This is a genomic window from Acidobacteriota bacterium (assembly GCA_026393675.1).
GTDB lineage: Bacteria > Acidobacteriota > Vicinamibacteria > Vicinamibacterales > JAKQTR01 > JBAXOX01.
This window is the reverse complement of record JAPKZQ010000030.1, coordinates 83,923-103,521: the sequence shown is the minus strand read 5'-3', so window position 1 is coordinate 103,521 and position 19,599 is coordinate 83,923. Positions and strand designations below refer to the sequence as shown.

The window sequence follows — 19,599 nt, the reverse complement described above, 5'->3', positions numbered from 1 at the left end:
AGTCAGAACAGGACGGCGGGTTCGTACCGAGGATCGGCGAGGTTCCCGGGATGTCAGCAGCGCATCGGCGCTGCAGGTGATTGCACCGTGATGATGGGACACCGATCGACGGGCGGACTGGCCATTCTGGCCACGCGGTTGCCGGACATCGCGGGTGGAGAATCCGGGCCGCAGTCACCAACCAGCGGTTGAGTGTCGTTGGCAACGCGCCTGTCGGGGCCAGGGTGGCGTTGTGTTGTCGGAGGACGTATGCAGAGAGGGGCGCAGGACACCAGGGCGATGGGCTCCGAAGGGGTTGATCCCGGCAGCGACGCGTCGCGGCGTGCCGCGACGTCGGCGCCGGGGATGGAGTACTCGAGGTACTTCACGGTGGCCGGGCGCGATCCGTTCGACGAGATCGTGTGGGACACCCGCGATGCCGTGATTGCCAACGAACGCGGCGAGGCTGTCTTCGAGCAGCGCGGCGTCGAAACCCCGAAGTTCTGGTCGCAGCAGGCCACCAACATCGTCGTCTCGAAGTACTTCCGCGGGACCCTGGGCGTGAGCGAGCGCGAATGGAGCGTCCGGCAGTTGATCGGGCGCGTGGTCGACACGATCACCGGTTGGGCGCGCGCGCAGAAGTACTTCGCGACCGAGGAGGCCGTCCAGGCCTTCAGCGACGACCTGAAGCACCTGCTGGTGTATCAGAAGGGCAGCTTCAACAGCCCCGTCTGGTTCAACTGCGGCATTGAGAAGCACCCCCAGATGTCGGCGTGTTTCATCAACTCGGTTGAGGACACGCTCGACTCGATCCTGACGCTCGCGAAAACCGAAGGCATGCTGTTCAAGTTCGGATCCGGGACCGGGACGAACCTGTCGTCGCTGCGCTCGTCACGCGAGATCCTCGCTGGCGGAGGCACGGCATCGGGCCCCGTGTCGTTTATGAAGGGCTACGACGCCTTCGCGGGGGTGATCAAGTCTGGCGGCAAGACCCGCCGCGCGGCGAAGATGGTCATCCTGAACGCCGAGCACCCGGACATCGTGGACTTCATCAACTGCAAGGTCGAAGAGGAGCGCAAGGCCTGGGCGCTGATTGACGCGGGCTACGACGGGTCCTTCACGGGACCGGCCTACGCGTCGGTGTTTTTCCAGAACTCCAACAACAGCGTGCGCGCGACCGACGAGTTCATGCGTGCCGTCGTGGATGACGGACCGTGGCACACGCGGGCCGTGGTCAACCACGACACGATCATGGACACGTACAAGGCGCGCGATCTGATGCGGATGATTGCCGACGCCACCCACATCTGCGGCGATCCGGGGATGCAGTTTGATACGACGATCAACCAGTGGCACACCTGCCCGGCCTCCGACCGCATCAATGCGTCGAACCCGTGTTCGGAATACATGTTCCTCAATGACTCGGCGTGCAACCTGGCGTCGATCAATCTGATGAAATTCGCCGACGAGCGGGGCGAGTTCGACGTTGAGGCCTTCAAGGCGGCCGTGCGGACGTTTATCACCGCCCAGGAAATCGTCGTGGGCAGTGCCAGTTACCCGACCAAAGCCATCGAGCGCAACAGCATCGACTACCGTCCGCTGGGCCTGGGCTACGCCAATCTCGGCGCGCTGCTGATGTCGCGCGGCGTGCCCTATGACAGCGACGCCGGCCGCGCCTACGCGGCGGCGATCACGGCGCTGATGACCGGAGAGGCGTACGCGCAGTCAGCCCGCATCAGTCGGGACCAGGGCGGTCCTTTCGCCGGCTACGAGCCGAACCGCGAGCCGTTCCTGCGCGTCATGCGCAAGCACCGCGACGCACTGCGCGATGTCGCGTCCGCGCTTGTGCCCAGCGACATCTTCGAGGGCGCTCAGCAGTCCTGGGATGACGCCATCGACATCGGTGGGGAATTCGGGTATCGCAACGCCCAGGCCACCGTGCTGGCGCCGACCGGGACGATCGGCTTCATGATGGACTGCGATACCACGGGCATCGAGCCCGACATCGCGCTCGTCAAGTACAAGAAGCTCGTCGGCGGCGGCATGATGAAGATCGTCAACGGGACCGTGCCAGCCGCGCTCACCCGTCTCGGGTACACCGATGCGCAGGTCAAGGCCGTCGTCGAGTACATCAACAAGAACGAGACCATCGAGGGCGCACCGTACCTGAAAGAGAAGGACCTGGCGGTGTTCGATTGCGCCTTCAAGCCGTCCAAGGGACAGCGCACGATTCACTACATGGGACACATCAAGATGATGGGCGCGGCCCAGCCCTTCATTTCGGGGGCCATCTCGAAGACGGTGAACGTGCCGAAGGAGGCGACCGTCGAGGACATTTCCCAGGCGTATCTCGAGTCGTGGCGACTGGGCGTGAAAGCCATCTCGATTTACCGCGACGGCAGCAAGCGCACGCAGCCGCTCAATACGTCGAAGGACAAGAGTCAGGCGGCCGGCCCCGCGGCAGCGCCCAAAGCCGGACCCCACATCGTGCGGCGGAAGCTGGCCGAAGAGCGGAAGGCCATCACGCACAAGTTCGATATCCAGGGACACGAGGGCTACATCACCGTCGGCCTCTACGAAGACGGCATGCCCGGCGAGCTGTTCCTGGTGATGGCCAAGGAAGGGTCGACGATTTCCGGATTTGCCGACGCGTTCGCCCAGGCCATTTCCTACGCGTTGCAGTACGGCGTGCCGCTGCCAGTGCTCGTGGAGAAATTCAGCCACATGCGGTTCGAGCCGTCGGGCATGACGAAGAACCCGCAGGTGCGCTTCGCCAAGTCGATCGTCGACTACGTCTTCCGCTGGCTGGCGACGAAATTCCTGTCGACCGAAGCCCAGTTCCGGGCGGGCGTGAACGGCCCGGAGCCGGGCGTGGAGAATTCGCCGAAGAGCGCGGACGGCGAACAACTGAAGCTGGCTGTCGTGGGCGCGTCTGCCGAGGGCCTGGCTGGCGGGCAGGCGGCGGCCATGTCGACCATTCAGAATCAGGAAGACGCGCCGCCCTGTAATCTCTGCGGGGCCATCATGGTGCGCAGCGGCAGCTGCTACAAGTGCGCCAACTGCGGCTCGACCAGCGGGTGCGCGTAGGGCGCTGACGCAGAACAGAAGCCACGCGTCAGTCGCTGGTAGACAGATGACGTCGATCCCGTAGGGGCGGGCCCCTGTGCCCGCTCCCTTCCTACGCACTGCCGTCAGGCGTATCGTCGGCCGTGGACTGGAGTTCCGACTTCCGCGCTGCCGCTTCCTTTCGCTGCCCGGCCAGCGCCAGCACCATCACGCCTGACCAGAATGCCGCCCGGGCCGACTCGGCCAGCACCCGGATTTCGCCGTAGAGATGCATCGAGTTGTGGAGACTGATGGCCTGCAGCCCGAGCAACGCCGCGAACCCCAGAGGCAGACCGCCGGGGATGCGGGCTCGAATCAGTACAGCCGCCGGAAAAAGCAGCAAGGCTATCGCTGAGGTTGCGACATCGGCCCACCGTTCCAGCCGCGACCAGACAACCAGGTCGATGACCGACCATCCCACCGTATACAACGCGTATCCGAGCAGTGCGAGCGTGGCGGCGGTGAGCACGGCACTGTTGTATCATGCGGCGTGTGACACCGCACGGTTCTTCGTGGCGAGCTATCCTTTGTTCGACGAGCACCCATGGATCTTGAACTGACTGATAAAGTGGCCATCATCACCGGATCGAGCCGGGGTCTGGGGCTCGCCAGCGCGACGGCGTTGGCGCTCGAGGGTTGCCGCGTCACGCTGTGCGCGAGAAGCGCCGAACCTCTCGAGGCAGCCGCCCGGCAGTTGCGCCAGCGATGCGGGGACGCGACGCGCGTCCATGTGATTCAGGCGGACGTCGCAACGTCGGCGGGCGTGGCGACGATCGTGGATGGCACCGCGGCACATTTCGGCGGGATCGATATCCTGGTAAATAACGTCGGAATGGCGCGTGGCGGTGACCTGCTGGCGACCACTGACGCAGACTGGCAGGAGGCATTCGATCAGACGATGTTCCCGGCCATTCGGGCGTCGAGAGCCGTCGTCCCTCACCTGCGTCGGCGGGGCGGTGGCGTCATCCTGATGATCGCCTCGATCTTCGGCCGCGAGACCGGCGGCCGCATGACCTATAACGCCGTGAAGGCCGCGGAGATCAGCCTCGCCAAGTCGCTCGCGCAGCAGTTGGCCACAGACCACATTCGCGTCAACAGCATTGCGCCCGGCTCGATCATCTTCCCCGGCGGGTCGTGGTGGAAGCGCCAGCAGGCCGATCCAGCCTGGATCGCGGAGTTCGTGGAGCGCGAGCTGCCGTTCGGCCGGTTCGGCACGCCCGAGGAGGTCGGCACGGTCGTCGCGTTTGTGGCCTCGCCGAAAGCCAGCTGGGTGAGCGGCGCGAGCATCGTCGTCGACGGTTGCCAGTCCAGGTCGCTTTTCTAACGCTCTTTCTTCGCCTTTCGCCTCTTGATCGATTTCTGGCGGCCTAGTACCATGCCGGACATGCCGCTTTCCCCTGAACCGACGCGCCCGGATGGGCGGAGCGATGCGCGGCGGGACACCGCCCTTGAGCTGGCCCTGCGGGCCGTCGTGCCTGGGCCCTGGCCTGTCGACCGTCCCGATAGCCCCGATGGCTTCATCACCGCCATCCGTCGCCTTCCCGAGGAGGAGGCGCGCTACGAGGACTTTCCGGCTGGCATCGACCCGCGTCTCCGGGCCGCGCTGGCCAGCCGGGGCATTGAGCGGCTCTACACGCACCAGGCCCGGGCGATTGAGCACGCCCTGGCCGGGCGCCACGTGGTCATCACGACGCCGACAGCCTCGGGTAAGACGCTCTGCTACAACGTGCCCGTCATGAATGGCATCCTGGCGGATCCGTCGTGCCGGGCGATGTACCTGTTTCCGACGAAGGCGCTCGCGCAGGACCAGCTGGCGGAGCTGGACCGGCTGTCCCAGGAAATTGCGAAGGCCGCCGATGTCGAGGTCGGCGTATTCACCTATGACGGCGACACGCCGCAGGACGCCCGCCGCGCGATTCGCGGCCGCGCCCACGTGGTGCTGACCAACCCCGACATGATGCACTCGGGCATCCTGCCGCACCACCCGCGGTGGGCGAAGCTGTTCGAGAACCTGCGCTACGTCGTGATCGACGAGCTGCACGCCTATCGCGGGGTGTTCGGCAGTCATCTCGGCAACGTGTTGCGGCGATTGCGGCGCATCTGCCAGCACTACGGCTCGTCGCCGACGTTCATCTGCTCGTCGGCCACCATCGCCAATCCGCTCGGGCTGGCCGAGAGTCTCGTCGAGCAGCCGTTCGCGCTGGTCGACCAGAGCGGCGCCCCGCGGGGCGAGAAGTACTTTCTCTTCGTCAACCCGCCGATCGTCAACAGGCAACTGGGCATCCGGCGCTCCTACATCGCGCAGGCCAGGGCGGTCGCGCTCGACTTCCTGAACAAGGGCCTGCAGGTGATCGTGTTCGCGCAAAGCCGGCTGTCGACCGAGATCCTGACGAGGTACTTGAAAGACGCGCACGAAGGCGAACCGGGCGCATCCGATGTGATTCGCGGTTACCGGGGAGGCTACCTTCCGCATCGGCGCCGCGAGATCGAGAAAGGTCTCCGCGACGGATCCGTCCGTGGCGTGGTGTCGACCAACGCCCTGGAACTGGGCATCGACATCGGTGCGCTCGACGTGGCCGTGCTGGCCGGTTATCCCGGAACCATTGCGTCGACGTGGCAACGAGCCGGTCGCGCGGGGCGGCGAGCGGGCCGGTCGGCGGCGGTCATGGTGGCGCGCAGTGCGCCGCTCGATCAGTTCGTCGTACGCCATCCGTCGTATTTCTTCGACGCATCGCCGGAACACGCGCTGGTCAACCCCGACAACCTCCAGATTCTGGTCGACCACATCAAGTGCGCGGCATTCGAGTTGCCATTCACGGTGACCGAGACGTTCGGGCGCGAGAACTTGCAGGAGATTCTCGGCATTCTCGCCGAGGAAGGCCTCGTGCACCTGAGCCGGCCGCCAGGCGGCGACGAGACGACAGGGCAGTGGCACTGGACCAACGAGTCGTACCCGGCCAATGCCATCAGCCTCCGGTCGATCTCGTCGGACAACTTCGTCGTGGTCGACAAGACCGACACGACGCGCGTCATCGGCGAGACCGACTTCAACACGGCGCTCGAGATTCTCCATCCCAAGGCGATCTACATCGTCGAGGGTCGGCTCTACCAGGTGGAAGAACTCGATTTCGTGGGCCGCAAGGCCTACGTGCGGCACATCGACTGCGATTACTACACCGATGCGATCACGTACAGCCGCGTCACCGTGCTCGACACATTCAACGCGTCCGGTGAGCGGCCACGGGCGCTGCCGGCCCATGGCGACGTGCACGTGGTGTCGCGGGTGGTCGGCTTCAAGAAGATCAAGTTCTACACGAATGAGAATGTGGGCTCGGGCGAGCTGGACCTGCCCGAACGCCAGATGCACACGACCTCCTATTGGCTCACGGTGCCACGCGAGTTGATGACCGCGCTGCCGTGGAGTGCGGATGACAGACGCGACGGCATCGTGGGGCTGTCGTATGCCATGAGGCAGATTGCGCAGTTGCTGCTGATGTGCGACGGACACGATATCGGCGTCTCGATTGGGCCGGCCACCGACGGAGACGCGGCCTCGCAGCCCGCGGCGGTGCCTGCCGCCTCGTGGTCGTCGTCTGTGGCCGAGGGCGATGAGCCGCGCGTGTTCATCTACGACAACTACCCCGGCGGGATTGGATTCAGCGAGCCGTTGTTCCGGATGCACGACGATCTGGTCGCCCGGACACGCGAGTTGATCGCGGGTTGCTCGTGCGAGTCGGGATGTCCATCGTGCGTCGGTCCGCTCGGCGATGTGGGCGTGAAGGCGAAGGACGTCGCGCTGGCGATCTTGGGGCGATTGTAGAGTGTGGGAAACGATGCTCCGTGGGCCGGGCTGGAGCCCGGCGATCCCAGGGGTGTCACGCTGTTCACTTGTCCGATCTGTCTCGAGCCTGGGATTGTGGTCGCCCCAAGTGCGCCCTCAAGCCTGGGATCGCCGGGCTCCAGCCCGGCCTCGAGGCGCAGTTGCTGTCTGTGCATCGTCATCGCCTGAGCATGCCCACTGACCCCTCCCGCCTCTCGTCCCGCCTGAGGGACCTGTTGCGGACGAGCTCCACGCCGGGCGCCGCGCGAGACGAGGTGCGCCCGATCGAGGGCGAAAATCCTCGCGCCGAATCCTCGTGCGAGCGGCGCTACGTGCCGGATGATGACGTGCCGGTTGGGCACGAGGTTCCAACCGGCTGCGTGGTGATGGAGCGGCACTACGAGCTCGAGCGGCATCACGGCAGGCAGGCCGTCGGGCACTATGCCGAGGTCATCGAGCGATGTCTGCCGGCCCTGGCCGTGCTCGCTACCGACGAGCGCGCGGCGGGCGGTCCCAGACTCGAGCGCCCGCGGCGGCTGCACTTCGAGGCCACGCGACCGTTTGCCGATGACCGTCGGCGACCGATGGTCCCGACACAGGGGCCGCTGCTGTTTTTCGATCTCGAAACCACGGGCTTGAGCGGCGGCGCAGGCACGATCGCGTTTCTCGTGGGCTGCGGCTACTTCGATGGCGAGGGGTTTCACGTGGTTCAGTACTTTCTGTCCGGCTACCACGCCGAACACGAACTACTCGTCAGCCTCGCCGCGCTCACGGAGAAATTCGGCGGCCTGGTGACGTTCAACGGCCGGACCTTCGACGTGCCGCTCATCGAGACCCGTTATTTGTTCCACCGCCTCTCGTCGCCCTTTGGCGACATGCCGCATTTCGACATGCTGCACCCGGCGCGGAGGCTCTGGCGGAGGCGCGGCGACTCGGGCGCTGGGCGGGATGACGGCCGGGGAGCCGACTCGTTCGATCAGTCGAGTTGCGCGCTCGGCGCGCTCGAAGAAGCCGTTCTCGGCGTGCATCGCGTCGATGACGTGCCCGGATCCGAGATTCCGTCCCGTTACTTTCACTACCTGCGCACCGGGGATCTACAACCGCTGGAACCGGTGTTTGAACACAACCGGTTGGACCTGATCTCGCTCGCGGCGTTGACGGCGCTCGGGATGCGGATGGTGGATGGCGGGGCCGAGGCCGTGCCGTCGCCGCACGAGGCACTGGCCATGGGGCAGATCTACGAGCGCCTCGGGCGAAGCGGAGAAGCCGAGGCGCATTTCGCACGGGCGGCAGGATTGGACCCCGCGCCATGGGACGCGCGATCAATCGATCACACCATCCGTGCGGAGGCCCTCCATCATCTGGCCGTCCATCGCCGCCGGCAGCGGCGCTACGCGGCGGCCGCCGAAGCCTGGCATGGCATGCTCGATGCCGGCGCCGGGCAGCCGCTCGCGCAGGAAGCCAGGCGCGCGCTGGCGATTCACCACGAACACCGGTGTCGTAATCTCGACGCCGCGCGGGCGTTCGTCCTGCACGCGCTGGAATCCGAGCGTGACCCGGCCCAGATCGACGCCTTGCGGCATCGGCTGGCGAGACTGGACAGGAAGCGCCTGGCAGGGAGAGAAGAGCATCCCGACCAGGCGACGCTCAGGCGGGACTGAGTGACGAGGAGGCGCTGCCCTCAGGCAGACGCCTCTTTGCTCGCCTTCTTGGTCGTCGTTGTCTTCGTCGCGGCAGCCTTCTTGCGGGATTCGACCGTCTGGGCGCCGAATTTCTTCGTGAAGCGCTCCACGCGGCCCTCGATGTCCAGAATCTTCTGGCGGCCGGTAAAGAACGGGTGGCAGCTCGAGCAGATTTCGAGGTGCAGCTCCTGCTTGGTGGAGCGCGTCTTCCAAGTCGCACCGCATGCGCAGCGCGCCTCGACCTCGTAGTACTTCGGGTGGATACCTTCCTTCATACGGGCTCCTTCCGGACATCCAGAACCATCAAGTATAGCAGCGGGTCGGCGAAAAAGGCTAGGGGATCACGGGCGCGACCACCTCCGCCAAGGCTACGGCGGTCCGCCGAAGCTCTACGCGAAGGCGGATGAATCGCGCCCCTACGGGATCACCGTCGTCCGATCCCACCGGTGCTTGCGCATCGAGGCGAGCAGGGCTGGGGGAAGCGGCCTGCCGTCGCCGGCAGCGAGATTGCGATCGACGTGCGCCACGGTGCGCATGCCCGGGATGACGGTGCTGACCGACGGGTCGTGCAGCGTGAACCGCAGCGCGACCTCAGGCAGATCCAGACCGGCAGGGATATCAGCCTTCACCCGGTCGACCCGCGCCAGCGTCTCGCGGAGGTTGGCGGGCGTGAAGTACAGATTGCGCCAGTCGCCCTGGGGCCAGGTATCGTTCGCGGTCATCGTGCCGGTCAGGCTGCCTTCATCAAACGGCACTCGGGCAATGATGGCGACGTCGAGTTCCCGGCAGACGGGAAACAGTTCGTCCTCTGGAGCCTGATCAAAGATGTTGTAGACCACCTGCACTGCGTCCACGACTCCGGTCCGCAAAGCCTTGATGACGTTGGTCGGCTCCCAGCGATTGACGCTGATGCCAATACCCTTGACCAGTTTCTCGTCCTTCAATGCCGCGACGGCGCGCACGAATCGATCATCAGCGGCCCAGGCGTCGGTCCACACATGGAACTGCTGGAGATCGATCTGGCTCACGCCGAGATTCGTCAGGCTGCGCTCGGTGGCCTCGCGGATGTAGTCCGACGGGAAAACAGCGTCGAGCGGAGTGGACGGGCGAGCCGGCCAGCGTCCGTTCTTCGGCGGGATCTTCGTCGCGATGATCGGGCGGGCTCCGGTCCAGTCAGCCAGGACGTCCCGGATCAGCTGTTCACTGCGACCGTTGCCGTACGCGAGCGCCGTGTCGAGAAAGTTGCAGCCAGACTCCAGCCCGCGTCGAAGCGCCGTCCGCGACTGGTCGTCGTCGGATCCGCTCCATCCGCCCATGCCCCAGGTGCCGAAGCCGACTTCGGCGACCTGCCACCCGAGACGCCCAAAGACGCGATACTTCATTCCGGTATTGTACCGCGGGCTGAGATCCCGGGGCCTTTCGCGTTGTTGACTTTGCCTGTTCGGACCCCTAGGATAGGGCTGCTCCCTTCGTGGGCAGCGATCGAACTGGCTCGGCCAACACGGCCATGGCGGTTGGATGGTTGCCGACTGTCCAATTCATACCAGGGAGAGCATCATGAAAATTTCGGCCCGTTTTAGCAGGATGGCCGCAGTGGTCGGCATCCTCCTGCTTGTTGTGACGCAGGGTACCGTCTCGGCCCAGACCACGTTGGGTCGTCTGGCGGGCACGGTGATGGATGCCTCTGGGGGCGTCCTGCCTGGCGCAACCGTGACCATGACCAACACGCAGACCAACCAGGCGCAGACGACGGTCACGGGCGCCACGGGAGCCTTCCTGTTCCCGCAGCTGCAGGCCAGCACCTACAAGGTGGTGATCGAGCTGCAGGGATTCAAGACGGCGACGTACCCGAGCACCGCCATCAACGTGAACCAGGAATCCTCCCTCACCGCGCGGCTGGAAATCGGGGGGCTTTCCGAGACCGTCATCGTCGAAGGGACCTCGCAACAGGTCCAGACGACGACGCCTGAAATCACCCGGACGGTCTTGCAGCAACAGTTGCTGCAGCTCCCGGTCGTCAACCGCGACATGACGAACTTGATTCGTATGCAGGCGGGCGTGCCGGGCGTGGTGGCGCGCGTGAATACGGGCATCAACGGCGGCCGTGCGACGTGGACCCAGGTGACCCAGGACGGCATCAACGTCCAGGACAACTTCATCCGCACCAACTCGCTCGACTTCCTGCCGAACCGGCCGACGTCGGACAACGTCGCGGAGTTCACCATCACCTCGTCGGTGGCGGGCGCCGACTCGGCCGGCGGCGCGACGTCGATCCGCATGGTGACGCCGTCGGGCACCAACCAGTTCCGGGGAAGCGCCTTCGAGCAGAACCGCGACAACAGGTTCGCGGCCAACTCGTTCTTCAACAACAAGTCCGCCGTGCCGAAGCCTATCCTGAAACAGAACCAGTTCGGCGGAAGCGTCGGCGGCCCGATCCTGAAGAATAAGATGTTTTTCTTCGGCTTCTACGAGGGATTCAAGCGGCAGCAGGCGGGAGCCCAGAACGTGACGATCCCGGCGTACGCCGACACCTTCCAGGGCGTGTGGCGGTACCTCGGCCTGGACGGCCAGGTGCACGCCGTCAACATCCTGCAGGCGGTCGGCCTGTCGATCGACCAAAAGATGCAGTCAACCATCCTCTCGAAGATCCCCGACGCCTCGCACGTGAACAACTACGACCGAGGCGACTCGAAGGCGGGGGCGGTGCTGAACACGGCGGGCTACCGGTGGAACCAGAACCGCCTCACCAACCGCAACTACTTCGGCGGCCGGGTGGACTACGAGTTGAATCAGAACCACCACGTCGAGTTGATCGGCAGCTACTTCCACGAGACCGACGACCGTCCCGATCTGGATTTCATCAGCCAGGATCGGCCGCTCGCCTTCACCGATTCGCCGGTGAAGCGCTTCGTCGGGTCGTGGCGCTGGATGGTGTCGTCGAAGTTCCAGAACGAGATGCGCGCGGGCGGCAACCTCGCGCCCGTCAAGTTCGAGGTCACCGCGAGCGCGATTCCGACGCTGAGGTTTGCGGGCCAGACCGGGACGCTCCCGCTCACGCTTCAGGATCCGGAGATCAACTTCCTGCCGCAGGGCCGGTACACGAACACGTACCAGTTCAACGACAATGCGTCGCTGACGCTGGGGACGCATGCCCTGCAGATGGGCATGAGCTACCAGCGGATCCACGTCAACCCTTATAATTACGAGGCGAGCGTTCCGACCATCGCCTGGGGATTCAGCTCGACCGCGCCAGCCAGCGTCCAGCTCACGAACAACATGTTCCCGGGCGGCATCAGTTCGGCGAACCTGTCCAGCGCGAACACGATGCTGTCGCTCTTGTCCGGTACCATCAGCGGGGTCAGCCGGACCTTCCAGGTGCAGGATCAGAGTTCGGGGTACGTCGCCGGCATTCCCAACAACCGCAACTATACGCTGAACAACATCGCCGCCTACTTGCAGGACAGTTGGCGATGGAAGTCGAACTTCACGGTACGTGCCGGCTTGAAATGGGAGTACTACAGTCCTGTGAAGGAAGACAACAACCTCGGGTTCCTCCCGGTCCTCAACGGCAGGAGCTACGAGGAAGTCCTTCGGGATCCCAACGCCACGGTGAGCTTCGTGAACGGCGGGATGTGGAACCCCAACAAGGCGAACTTTGGCCCGACGATAGGCTTCGCCTGGGACGTGTTCAAGGACGGCAGGACCTCGGTGCGTGGAGGTTACTCGCTGACGTATGTCAACGAGGAAGGTGTCACGGTTGCCACGGCCGCCCTGGGCAACAACGCGGGCCTCGCCTCCGGCGCGAACCTGTCGAATCTGTACACGACCCTCAATGCCGGCGTGCCGGAGATTCCGACCCCGGCCTTCAAGACCGTGCGGACGCTGGCGGACCAGATGGCGCTCAGTGCGACGGGGTCCATGGGTATGGTCGACCCGAACATCAAGCAGCCGAAGGTACACCAGGTGAGTATCGGCGTCTCACGTGAACTCCGATGGGGCGTGGCTGCCGAGGCGCGCTACATCGGCACGTTCGGACGGGGCATCTGGAAAGGGATCGACATGAACCAGGTCCAGGTGTCGCCGGCGTTCGCTGACGACTTCCAGCGCGCGCGCAACAACGGGTACCTGGCGCTGGCGGCCAACGGGATCTTCGACCCCACTTACAACTCGGCCGTTGCCGGCAGCGCGACGCTGACGGTGCTCCCGACCTATGGCGTGTCCCTGCTGGGGGGCAGCAGCGCCCGGACCTTCATCCAGCAGAACGAGGTGGCCGGCCTGGCAGACTTCTACGTCACGAGCCGGGTTGCGGGCGCCTTGGCGACGATCTACCAGAACGGCGGCATCTATCAGGCCGCCGTGACGAAGAACGACGGCTGGCAGAACTACAATGCACTGCAGGTCGAACTCCGACGGCAGTACCGCAACGGCTTCATGGCCCAGGTGAACTACACCTTCAGCCACACCACAGCCAACAGCACGGGCGGCACCAGCCAGAGCCGTTTCGAGCCGTATCTCGACAACGCGCGTCCACAGCTCGATGCCGGACGCTCGGCCTACAACATCACCCACCTGGTCAACGCCAATCTGATATTCGATCTGCCCTTTGGTGAGGGCAGAAAATGGCTGAACCGCGGCGGCCTGTTGAACGAGATCGTCGGCGGATGGCAAGTGAGCAGCGTCATCCACTGGCAGTCCGGATCGCCGGTGGGCATCTACTCGACGCGCGGGACGTTCAATCGGGCGAACCGGTCCGGTGCCAACACGGCGAACTCGACGCTGTCGCTTGCTGAGATCGCCAAGCTCTTCAAGCTGACGTCACTGCCCGACGGCCGGATCTTCTGGATCGACCCGACGCTGGTCGGACCCGATGGCCGGGCGGTCGGTGCGGACAACCTCGCCAACACCGGATTCTCCGGGCAGGTCTTCTTCAACCCGACGGCTGGCCAGGTCGGATCGCTGCCCATTCTGGCGTTCGACGCGCCGGCGATCTGGACCATCGACGCCTCGCTCGCCAAGAAGTTCAAGATCGTCGGCCGGTACAACCTGGAGTTCCGCGCCGAAGCGTTCAACCTCACGAACTCGGTGTCGTTCTACGCGGGCGACTTCAATATCAACAGCACGACGTTCGGCCGCATCACGGGCACGGGGAACGGCTCCCGCATCGTGCAGTTCACGCTGCGGTTCTCGTTCTAGCGGTTCGAGGATGGGAAACTAGCGGCGAGGCAGGAAAAACGCGGCATGCTGGGCGCCGAGGCTCAACGTGCCGCGTTCTCTTGTACGTCCATGAAAGGCCACGCCGTCGAACGGCACGCGCCTCCGAGGCCCGAACCCCGAATCCCGAATTGCTACCGGTTCATCGCTCCGAGGAATTCCGCATTCGTGCGTGTCTTGGACATCTTCCCCAGCAGCAGTTCCATCGCATCCACGGCAGAGAGGGGATCGAGCACCTTGCGGAGGACCCACACCTTGCTGAGGATGTCCTTCTCTATCAGCAGCTCTTCCTTGCGCGTGCCGCTTTTTCGAATGTCGATCGCCGGAAACACGCGGCGGTCTGACAACTGCCGGTCGAGCAGGATCTCGAGGTTGCCGGTGCCCTTGAACTCCTCGAAGATCACATCGTCCATCCGGGACCCCGTGTCGATGAGTGCGGTGGCGACAATGGTCAGCGATCCGCCGCCTTCGATCTTGCGCGCGGCGCCGAAGAACCGCTTGGGCTTCTGCAAGGCGTTGCTGTCGACGCCGCCCGACAGGATGCGGCCGGACGCCGGCACCACGGTGTTGTAGGCCCGCGCGAGCCGCGTGATGGAATCGAGCAGGATGACGACGTCGCGGCCGGTTTCGACGAGGCGCTTGGCCTTCTCGATGACCATTTCGGCCACCTGCACGTGGCGCTGCGGCGGCTCGTCGAACGTCGACGACACCACCTCGCCCCGGACCGATCGCTGCATGTCAGTGACTTCTTCGGGCCGCTCGTCGATGAGCAGCACGATCAGGAACACCTCCGGGTGGTTGGCCATGATGCTGCTGGCCAGGGCCTGAAGCAGCATCGTCTTGCCCGTGCGGGGCGGGGCCACGATCAGCGCGCGCTGCCCCTTGCCAATCGGTGCCATCAGGTCGATGACCCGCGTGCACAGCTCCTCGGGATTGTGTTCGAGATTGAACTTCGCCTCGGGGTAGAGTGGCGTCAGATTCTCGAAGAAGACGCGTTCCTTCTTCCGCTCCGGCGGCTCGAAGTTCACCGCATCGACCTTGACCAGCGCGAAGTACCGCTCGCCTTCGCGCGGCGGTCGAATCTGGCCGGACACCGTATCGCCGGTCTGCAGCTCGAATCGCCGGATCTGTGAGGGCGACACATACACATCGTCCGGGCCCGGCAGGTAGTTATAGTCCGGCCCGCGGAGGAATCCGTAGCCGTCAGGCAACGTCTCGAGCACGCCTTCGGAGAACATCAGGCCATTGCGCTCGCTGCGCGCCCTGAGGATCTGGAAGATCAGGTCCTGTTTGCGCATGCCGGTCGCGCCCGGCAGGTCGAGTTGCTTGGCGACGCCGGTCAGCGCCGCGATATTCATGGCCTTCAGTGCGGCGAGATCGATCTTCTCGACGTCTACGGTTTGCGGGGTGTCCACTGATCCAGTTGTTGCGCTATCCATGTCCACAGCTCTTCGATGCCCTCGCCACGTGGCGCTGAAACCATCAGCGCGCTTGTTCCAAACGCCCGCGTCAGTGCGTGCGATGTCCGCTGCCGCTCGGCACGCGACAGCTTGTCTGCCTTCGTGGCGACCAGGCGCAGTGGGCATCCCTGCGCGCCGAACCACCTGAAGGCCTCAGCATCCGAGTCCAGACCCGGGTGACGGGCATCGACGAGCAAGATCACGCCCGCGATCGCCGGCCGGATCCATCCGCCCCGGACATCCCCGAAAAAGTATTCCCGGGCGAGCGTCTCAAATGCCTGCCCGTCGCGCACCCCCCGCGCGTACCCGTACCCCGGCAGATCCACCAGGTGGAACGCCGCGCCACGCGAGGGCTGCAGCCGGTAGTAGTTGGCCAGCCGGGTCTTGCCCGGGGCCGCACTGGTCCTGGCCAGCGTTCGGCCCGCCAGGACGTTGATCAACGTCGACTTGCCGACGTTGGATCGACCAGCGATCGTAAGCTCCGCGAGCGGCGTCTGCAGCAGATCACGGGCGCTCGCGGCGCTGGTCACGAACTCGGCCGCCGTGATTCGTAGTGTGGCCATGCACCCGCAGTGACGCCGAACGACCCGGCAGACCGCCTGCCGAGCACCTGACACGGCCTTGGGCGCCGAAGCTGCAGAAGGCAGCGAAGGCGGCTAGTGCGTGACCCGATCATCCCCGGCCGCGGGCCCGATCTTCACGGGTTCGATCGCGGAGACGGGCAGCGGACGGCCAGGCAGGGGACCTGCCAGCGCGATCCGTAGTACGTCGTCCATCGTGTCGACGAGGTAGACGCTCAGGATGTCCAGAACGTTTCTGGGAATATCTGCCAGGTCCTTCTCGTTGTCCTTCGGCACAATGATATTGGCGATGCCCGCGCGATGGGCCGCGAGCACCTTTTCCTTGAGGCCACCGATGGCCAGCACCTTGCCCCGCAGCGTGATCTCGCCGGTCATCGCGACGTCCCGCCGGACGGCTATCCCGGTCAGCACCGACACGAGCGACGTCGCCATCGTGATGCCGGCCGACGGCCCGTCCTTCGGGATCGCGCCTTCTGGCACATGGATGTGCACGTCGCTGCGCCGGTGGAAGTCCTTGTCGATGCCGAACTCCTCCGACTTCGACCGCACGTAGCTCAGGGCTGCCTGCGCCGACTCCTGCATCACATCGCCCAGTTTGCCGGTGAGCGTCAAGCGGCCGCGCCCCGACATCAGCGTGGCTTCCGTGACGAGGATTTCGCCGCCAACTTCGGTCCAGGCCAGCCCGGTGGCCAGGCCGATTTCGTTCTTCTCTTCGGCCATCGTCGGCCGGAACTTTGGCACGCCGAGGTACTGCGTGACTTTTTCCGCCGTGATCTCCTCGATGTACGCCTTGCCGTCGAGGACGACGCGCCGGGCGACCTTGCGGCAGATGGACTGGATCTCGCGTTCCAGGTTGCGGACGCCCGCCTCTCGCGTGTAGCGCTGGATCACCGTCTGCAGGGCCTCGTCGGTGAACGTGACATTGGCCGGCAGCAAACCGGTGCCCTCAAGCGTCTTCGGCACGAGGAACCGCTTGGCGATCTCGGTCTTCTCCTGCTCGGTGTAACCGGGCAACTGCATCACTTCCATGCGGTCGCGCAGCGCCTGGGGCACCGTGTGCAGCACGTTGGCCGTGCAGATGAACATCACGTTCGACAGGTCATACTCGACGTCGAGGTAGTGATCGAGGAACGTGTGGTTCTGCTCGGGATCGAGCACTTCCAGCAGGGCGGCCGACGGATCGCCGCGGAAGTCCATCGACATCTTGTCGACTTCGTCGAGCAGGAACACCGGGTTCTGCGTGCCGGCCTTCTTCATCATCTGGATGATCTGGCCCGGGAACGCGCCGATGTACGTGCGGCGATGGCCGCGGATTTCCGCCTCGTCTCGGACCCCGCCGAGCGACAACCGGACGAACTGCCGGTTCATCGAGCGCGCGACCGACTTGGCCAGTGAGGTCTTGCCGACGCCCGGAGGGCCGGCCAGCGTCAGGATGGTCGCCTTGGGTTTCTTGACCAGCGCGCGGACGGCCAGGAACTCGAGGATGCGCTCCTTGATCTTGTCGAGCCCGTAGTGATCCTGGTGCAGGATCTCCTCGGACCGCTTGAGGTCGCGGCTCTCCTTCGACTTCTTGTGCCACGGCACCGCGATGAGCCAGTCGAGGTAGTTGCGCGAGACGGTCGCCTCGGCCGACATCGGCGGCATCGCTTCCAGGCGCTTCAGTTCCTGGCTCGCCTTCTCCTCGACCTCCTTCGGCATCCGCGATTTTTCGATCTTCTTCTTGAGCTCGTCGACCTCGTTGCCTTTCTCGTCCTTGCGGCCCAGTTCCTTCTGGATCGCCTTCATCTTCTCGTTGAGGTAGTACTCCTTCTGCGCCTTTTCCATCTGCTTCTTGACGCGCGTCTGGATCCGGCGGTCGACCTGGAGCTTGTCCACCTCCGTTTCGAGGATGGCGGCGATCCGGTTGAGCCGCTCGAGCGGCGAAATCATCTCGAGCAGGTTCTGCTTCTCGTCGACGCTGACGGCGAGGTGGGCCGCAATCGTGTCCGACAGCCGGCCCGGATCATCGACGCGCACCGCGGCGATCATCGCGTCGTACTGGAGGTTGTTCGAGAGCTTGACGTACTGCTCGAAGAGCGACACCACGCGGGTCATCGCGCCTTCCACGTCGCCAGCCGTGTCGCGGTGACGCGGCAGGACCTTGACGACGACGCGATAGAAGCCCTTGTCTTCCTTCCACTCGATCGCACGGCCGCGGTCGGCGCCCTCGACCAGCAGTTTCACGTTGCCGTCCGGCAGCTTGAGGCTCTGCACCACGTTGGCCACGCAGCCCATGGTGTAGATGTCCTGGGGCTGCGGGTCGTCCACCTGGGCGTCGTGCTGCGCGGCCAGGAATACCCGCTTGTCCCTCTCGAGCGCGTGCTCCAGCGCCTTGATGGACGCCGGCCGACCGATCACAAAGGGCACCATCATGTGCGGAAAGACCACCAGGTCCCGCAGCGGCACGATGGGAAGGGTTTCGTAGATTTCCACTATCCCGCCTTTTCCATGAGCATCATCGGTTGAGCCTTGTGCTCGACCACTTCGCGGCTGATGACGCACTCCCGTATCTTCTTTTGACCCGGAAGGCTGTACATCAGATCCAGCATCAGGTCCTCGATGATCATCCGCAAGCCGCGCGCGCCCATCTTGCGCTTGATCGCGCCTTCCGCGATGGCCTCCAGGGCGTCATCGGTGAAGCGCAGCTTGGCGTTCTCGTACTCGAACAGCTTCTGGTACTGCTTGGTGATGGCGTTCTTGGGCTGCGTCAGGATCTGGACGAGCGCCCCCTTGTCCAGTTCGTGCAGGGTGCCGACCACGGGCAGCCGGCCGACAAATTCCGGAATCAGCCCGTACTTGATGAGATCTTCCGGCTCGATGCGTTCGAGCGTCCCGCCCAGGTCGCGCCCGTCGTGCGGTTTGACGTCGGCCCTGAAGCCGAGGGTCTTCTTGCCGATGCGCCGCTCGATCACCTTCTCGAGGCCCACGAACGCCCCACCGCAGATGAACAGCACGTTGGTCGTATCGACCTGGTAGAACTCCTGGTGCGGGTGCTTGCGGCCGCCCTGCGGGGGCACGTTCGCCACCGTGCCCTCGAGGATCTTCAGCAGCGCCTGCTGCACGCCCTCGCCCGACACATCGCGCGTGATCGACGGGTTCTCGTCCTTGCGGGAGATCTTGTCGATTTCGTCGATGTAGATGATGCCCTGCTGGCACTTTTCGATGTCGCCGCCGGCCGCCTGCAGCAGCTTGAGGATGATGTTCTCGACATCCTCACCGACGTAGCCGGCCTCCGTCAGCGTCGTCGCGTCCACGATGGCGAACGGCACCGACAACATCTTCGCCAGCGTCTGCGCCATCAGCGTCTTGCCGGTACCGGTCGGGCCGATCAGCAGGATGTTCGACTTGGAGAGCTCGATGTCGTGCTTGGTGCGTGCGGTCTTGTGGATCTCGATGCGCTTGTAGTGGTTGTAGACGGCGACGGCCAGTTTCTTCTTTGTACGCTCCTGGCCAATCACGTAGTCGTCGAGGAACTTCTTGATGTCCGGCGGGGTCGGCAGCGTGGTCCGCGGAGCGCCCTTGTTCTCATAGCGGTTGTCATCCGCGATGATGTCGTTGCAGACCTCCACGCACTCGTCGCAGATGTAGACGGTGGGCCCCGCAATCAGCTTGCGGACGTCGTTCTGATCTTTGTTGCAGAACGAGCAGCGGAGCACTTCGGTTTCGCCGTTTTTCTTGACCATGCCAGCAACCCGCTTCGTGGGGCCGGGCCGCCTCGTCTC

General features: G+C 64.7%; 12 protein-coding genes. 5 read left to right on the top strand and 7 right to left on the bottom strand.

Translation table 11 applies throughout. The features are described 5' to 3' along the window. The first annotated feature begins 279 nt into the window (after window positions 1–279). Window positions 280–3,066 (top strand): vitamin B12-dependent ribonucleotide reductase, encoded by a 2,787-nt coding sequence (locus NT151_08395; protein MCX6538937.1) that lies wholly within the window; start codon window positions 280–282, stop codon window positions 3,064–3,066. A gap of 91 nt (window positions 3,067–3,157) precedes the next feature. Here the strand turns inward: NT151_08395 and NT151_08390 are convergent, their stop codons facing one another. Further along, window positions 3,158–3,553 carry a hypothetical protein gene (locus NT151_08390; GenBank protein ID MCX6538936.1) on the bottom strand — a complete coding sequence of 132 codons (396 nt, stop codon included), beginning with the start codon at window positions 3,551–3,553 and terminating at the stop codon, window positions 3,158–3,160. A gap of 75 nt (window positions 3,554–3,628) precedes the next feature. Between NT151_08390 and NT151_08385 the strand changes: the two genes are divergently transcribed. From NT151_08385 to NT151_08375, 3 genes are all read left to right on the top strand, one after another. Then, window positions 3,629–4,408, top strand: coding sequence for an SDR family oxidoreductase (locus tag NT151_08385; protein MCX6538935.1), 780 nt, complete (start codon window positions 3,629–3,631; stop codon window positions 4,406–4,408). Between the two features lie 60 nt (window positions 4,409–4,468). Then, entirely contained in the window at window positions 4,469–6,904 is a 2,436-nt protein-coding gene (locus tag NT151_08380; protein MCX6538934.1) for a DEAD/DEAH box helicase, read from the top strand. 236 nt (window positions 6,905–7,140) lie between these two features. Further along, window positions 7,141–8,565: a ribonuclease H-like domain-containing protein gene (locus NT151_08375; protein ID MCX6538933.1), complete on the top strand. Its 1,425-nt coding sequence runs from the start codon at window positions 7,141–7,143 to the stop codon at window positions 8,563–8,565. A gap of 20 nt (window positions 8,566–8,585) precedes the next feature. Here NT151_08375 and rpmE read toward each other — a convergent pair whose 3' ends face one another. After that, on the bottom strand, window positions 8,586–8,861 hold the full coding sequence (gene rpmE / locus NT151_08370; protein ID MCX6538932.1) for a 50S ribosomal protein L31: 276 nt from the start codon (window positions 8,859–8,861) through the stop codon (window positions 8,586–8,588). 141 nt (window positions 8,862–9,002) lie between these two features. Then, complete coding sequence (locus tag NT151_08365) at window positions 9,003–9,968, bottom strand: aldo/keto reductase (protein MCX6538931.1); 966 nt, start codon at window positions 9,966–9,968, stop codon at window positions 9,003–9,005. Window positions 9,969–10,143: 175 nt separating this feature from the next. On the opposite strand from NT151_08365, the gene NT151_08360 reads away from it, so the two are divergent. Then, window positions 10,144–13,779, top strand: coding sequence for a carboxypeptidase-like regulatory domain-containing protein (locus NT151_08360; GenBank protein ID MCX6538930.1), 3,636 nt, complete (start codon window positions 10,144–10,146; stop codon window positions 13,777–13,779). A 152-nt stretch (window positions 13,780–13,931) separates the two neighbouring features. Here the strand turns inward: NT151_08360 and rho are convergent, their stop codons facing one another. The 4 genes from rho to clpX all read right to left on the bottom strand — a co-directional run bounded on the left by rho (window position 13,932) and on the right by clpX (window position 19,560). Next, the gene (gene rho, locus NT151_08355) at window positions 13,932–15,179 is read right to left on the bottom strand and encodes a transcription termination factor Rho (GenBank protein MCX6538929.1); all 1,248 of its coding nucleotides are present in this window, start codon (window positions 15,177–15,179) and stop codon (window positions 13,932–13,934) included. Window positions 15,180–15,190: 11 nt separating this feature from the next. Beyond that, window positions 15,191–15,820, bottom strand: coding sequence for a ribosome biogenesis GTP-binding protein YihA/YsxC (yihA, locus tag NT151_08350; GenBank protein ID MCX6538928.1), 630 nt, complete (start codon window positions 15,818–15,820; stop codon window positions 15,191–15,193). A 93-nt stretch (window positions 15,821–15,913) separates the two neighbouring features. After that, window positions 15,914–18,310, bottom strand: a complete 2,397-nt coding sequence (gene lon, locus NT151_08345) for an endopeptidase La (protein MCX6538927.1) — start codon at window positions 18,308–18,310, stop codon at window positions 15,914–15,916. Then, on the bottom strand, window positions 18,310–19,560 hold the full coding sequence (clpX, locus tag NT151_08340; protein MCX6538926.1) for an ATP-dependent Clp protease ATP-binding subunit ClpX: 1,251 nt from the start codon (window positions 19,558–19,560) through the stop codon (window positions 18,310–18,312). Before clpX ends, lon begins: the two co-directional genes overlap by 1 nt. Window positions 19,561–19,599 lie beyond the last annotated feature (39 nt).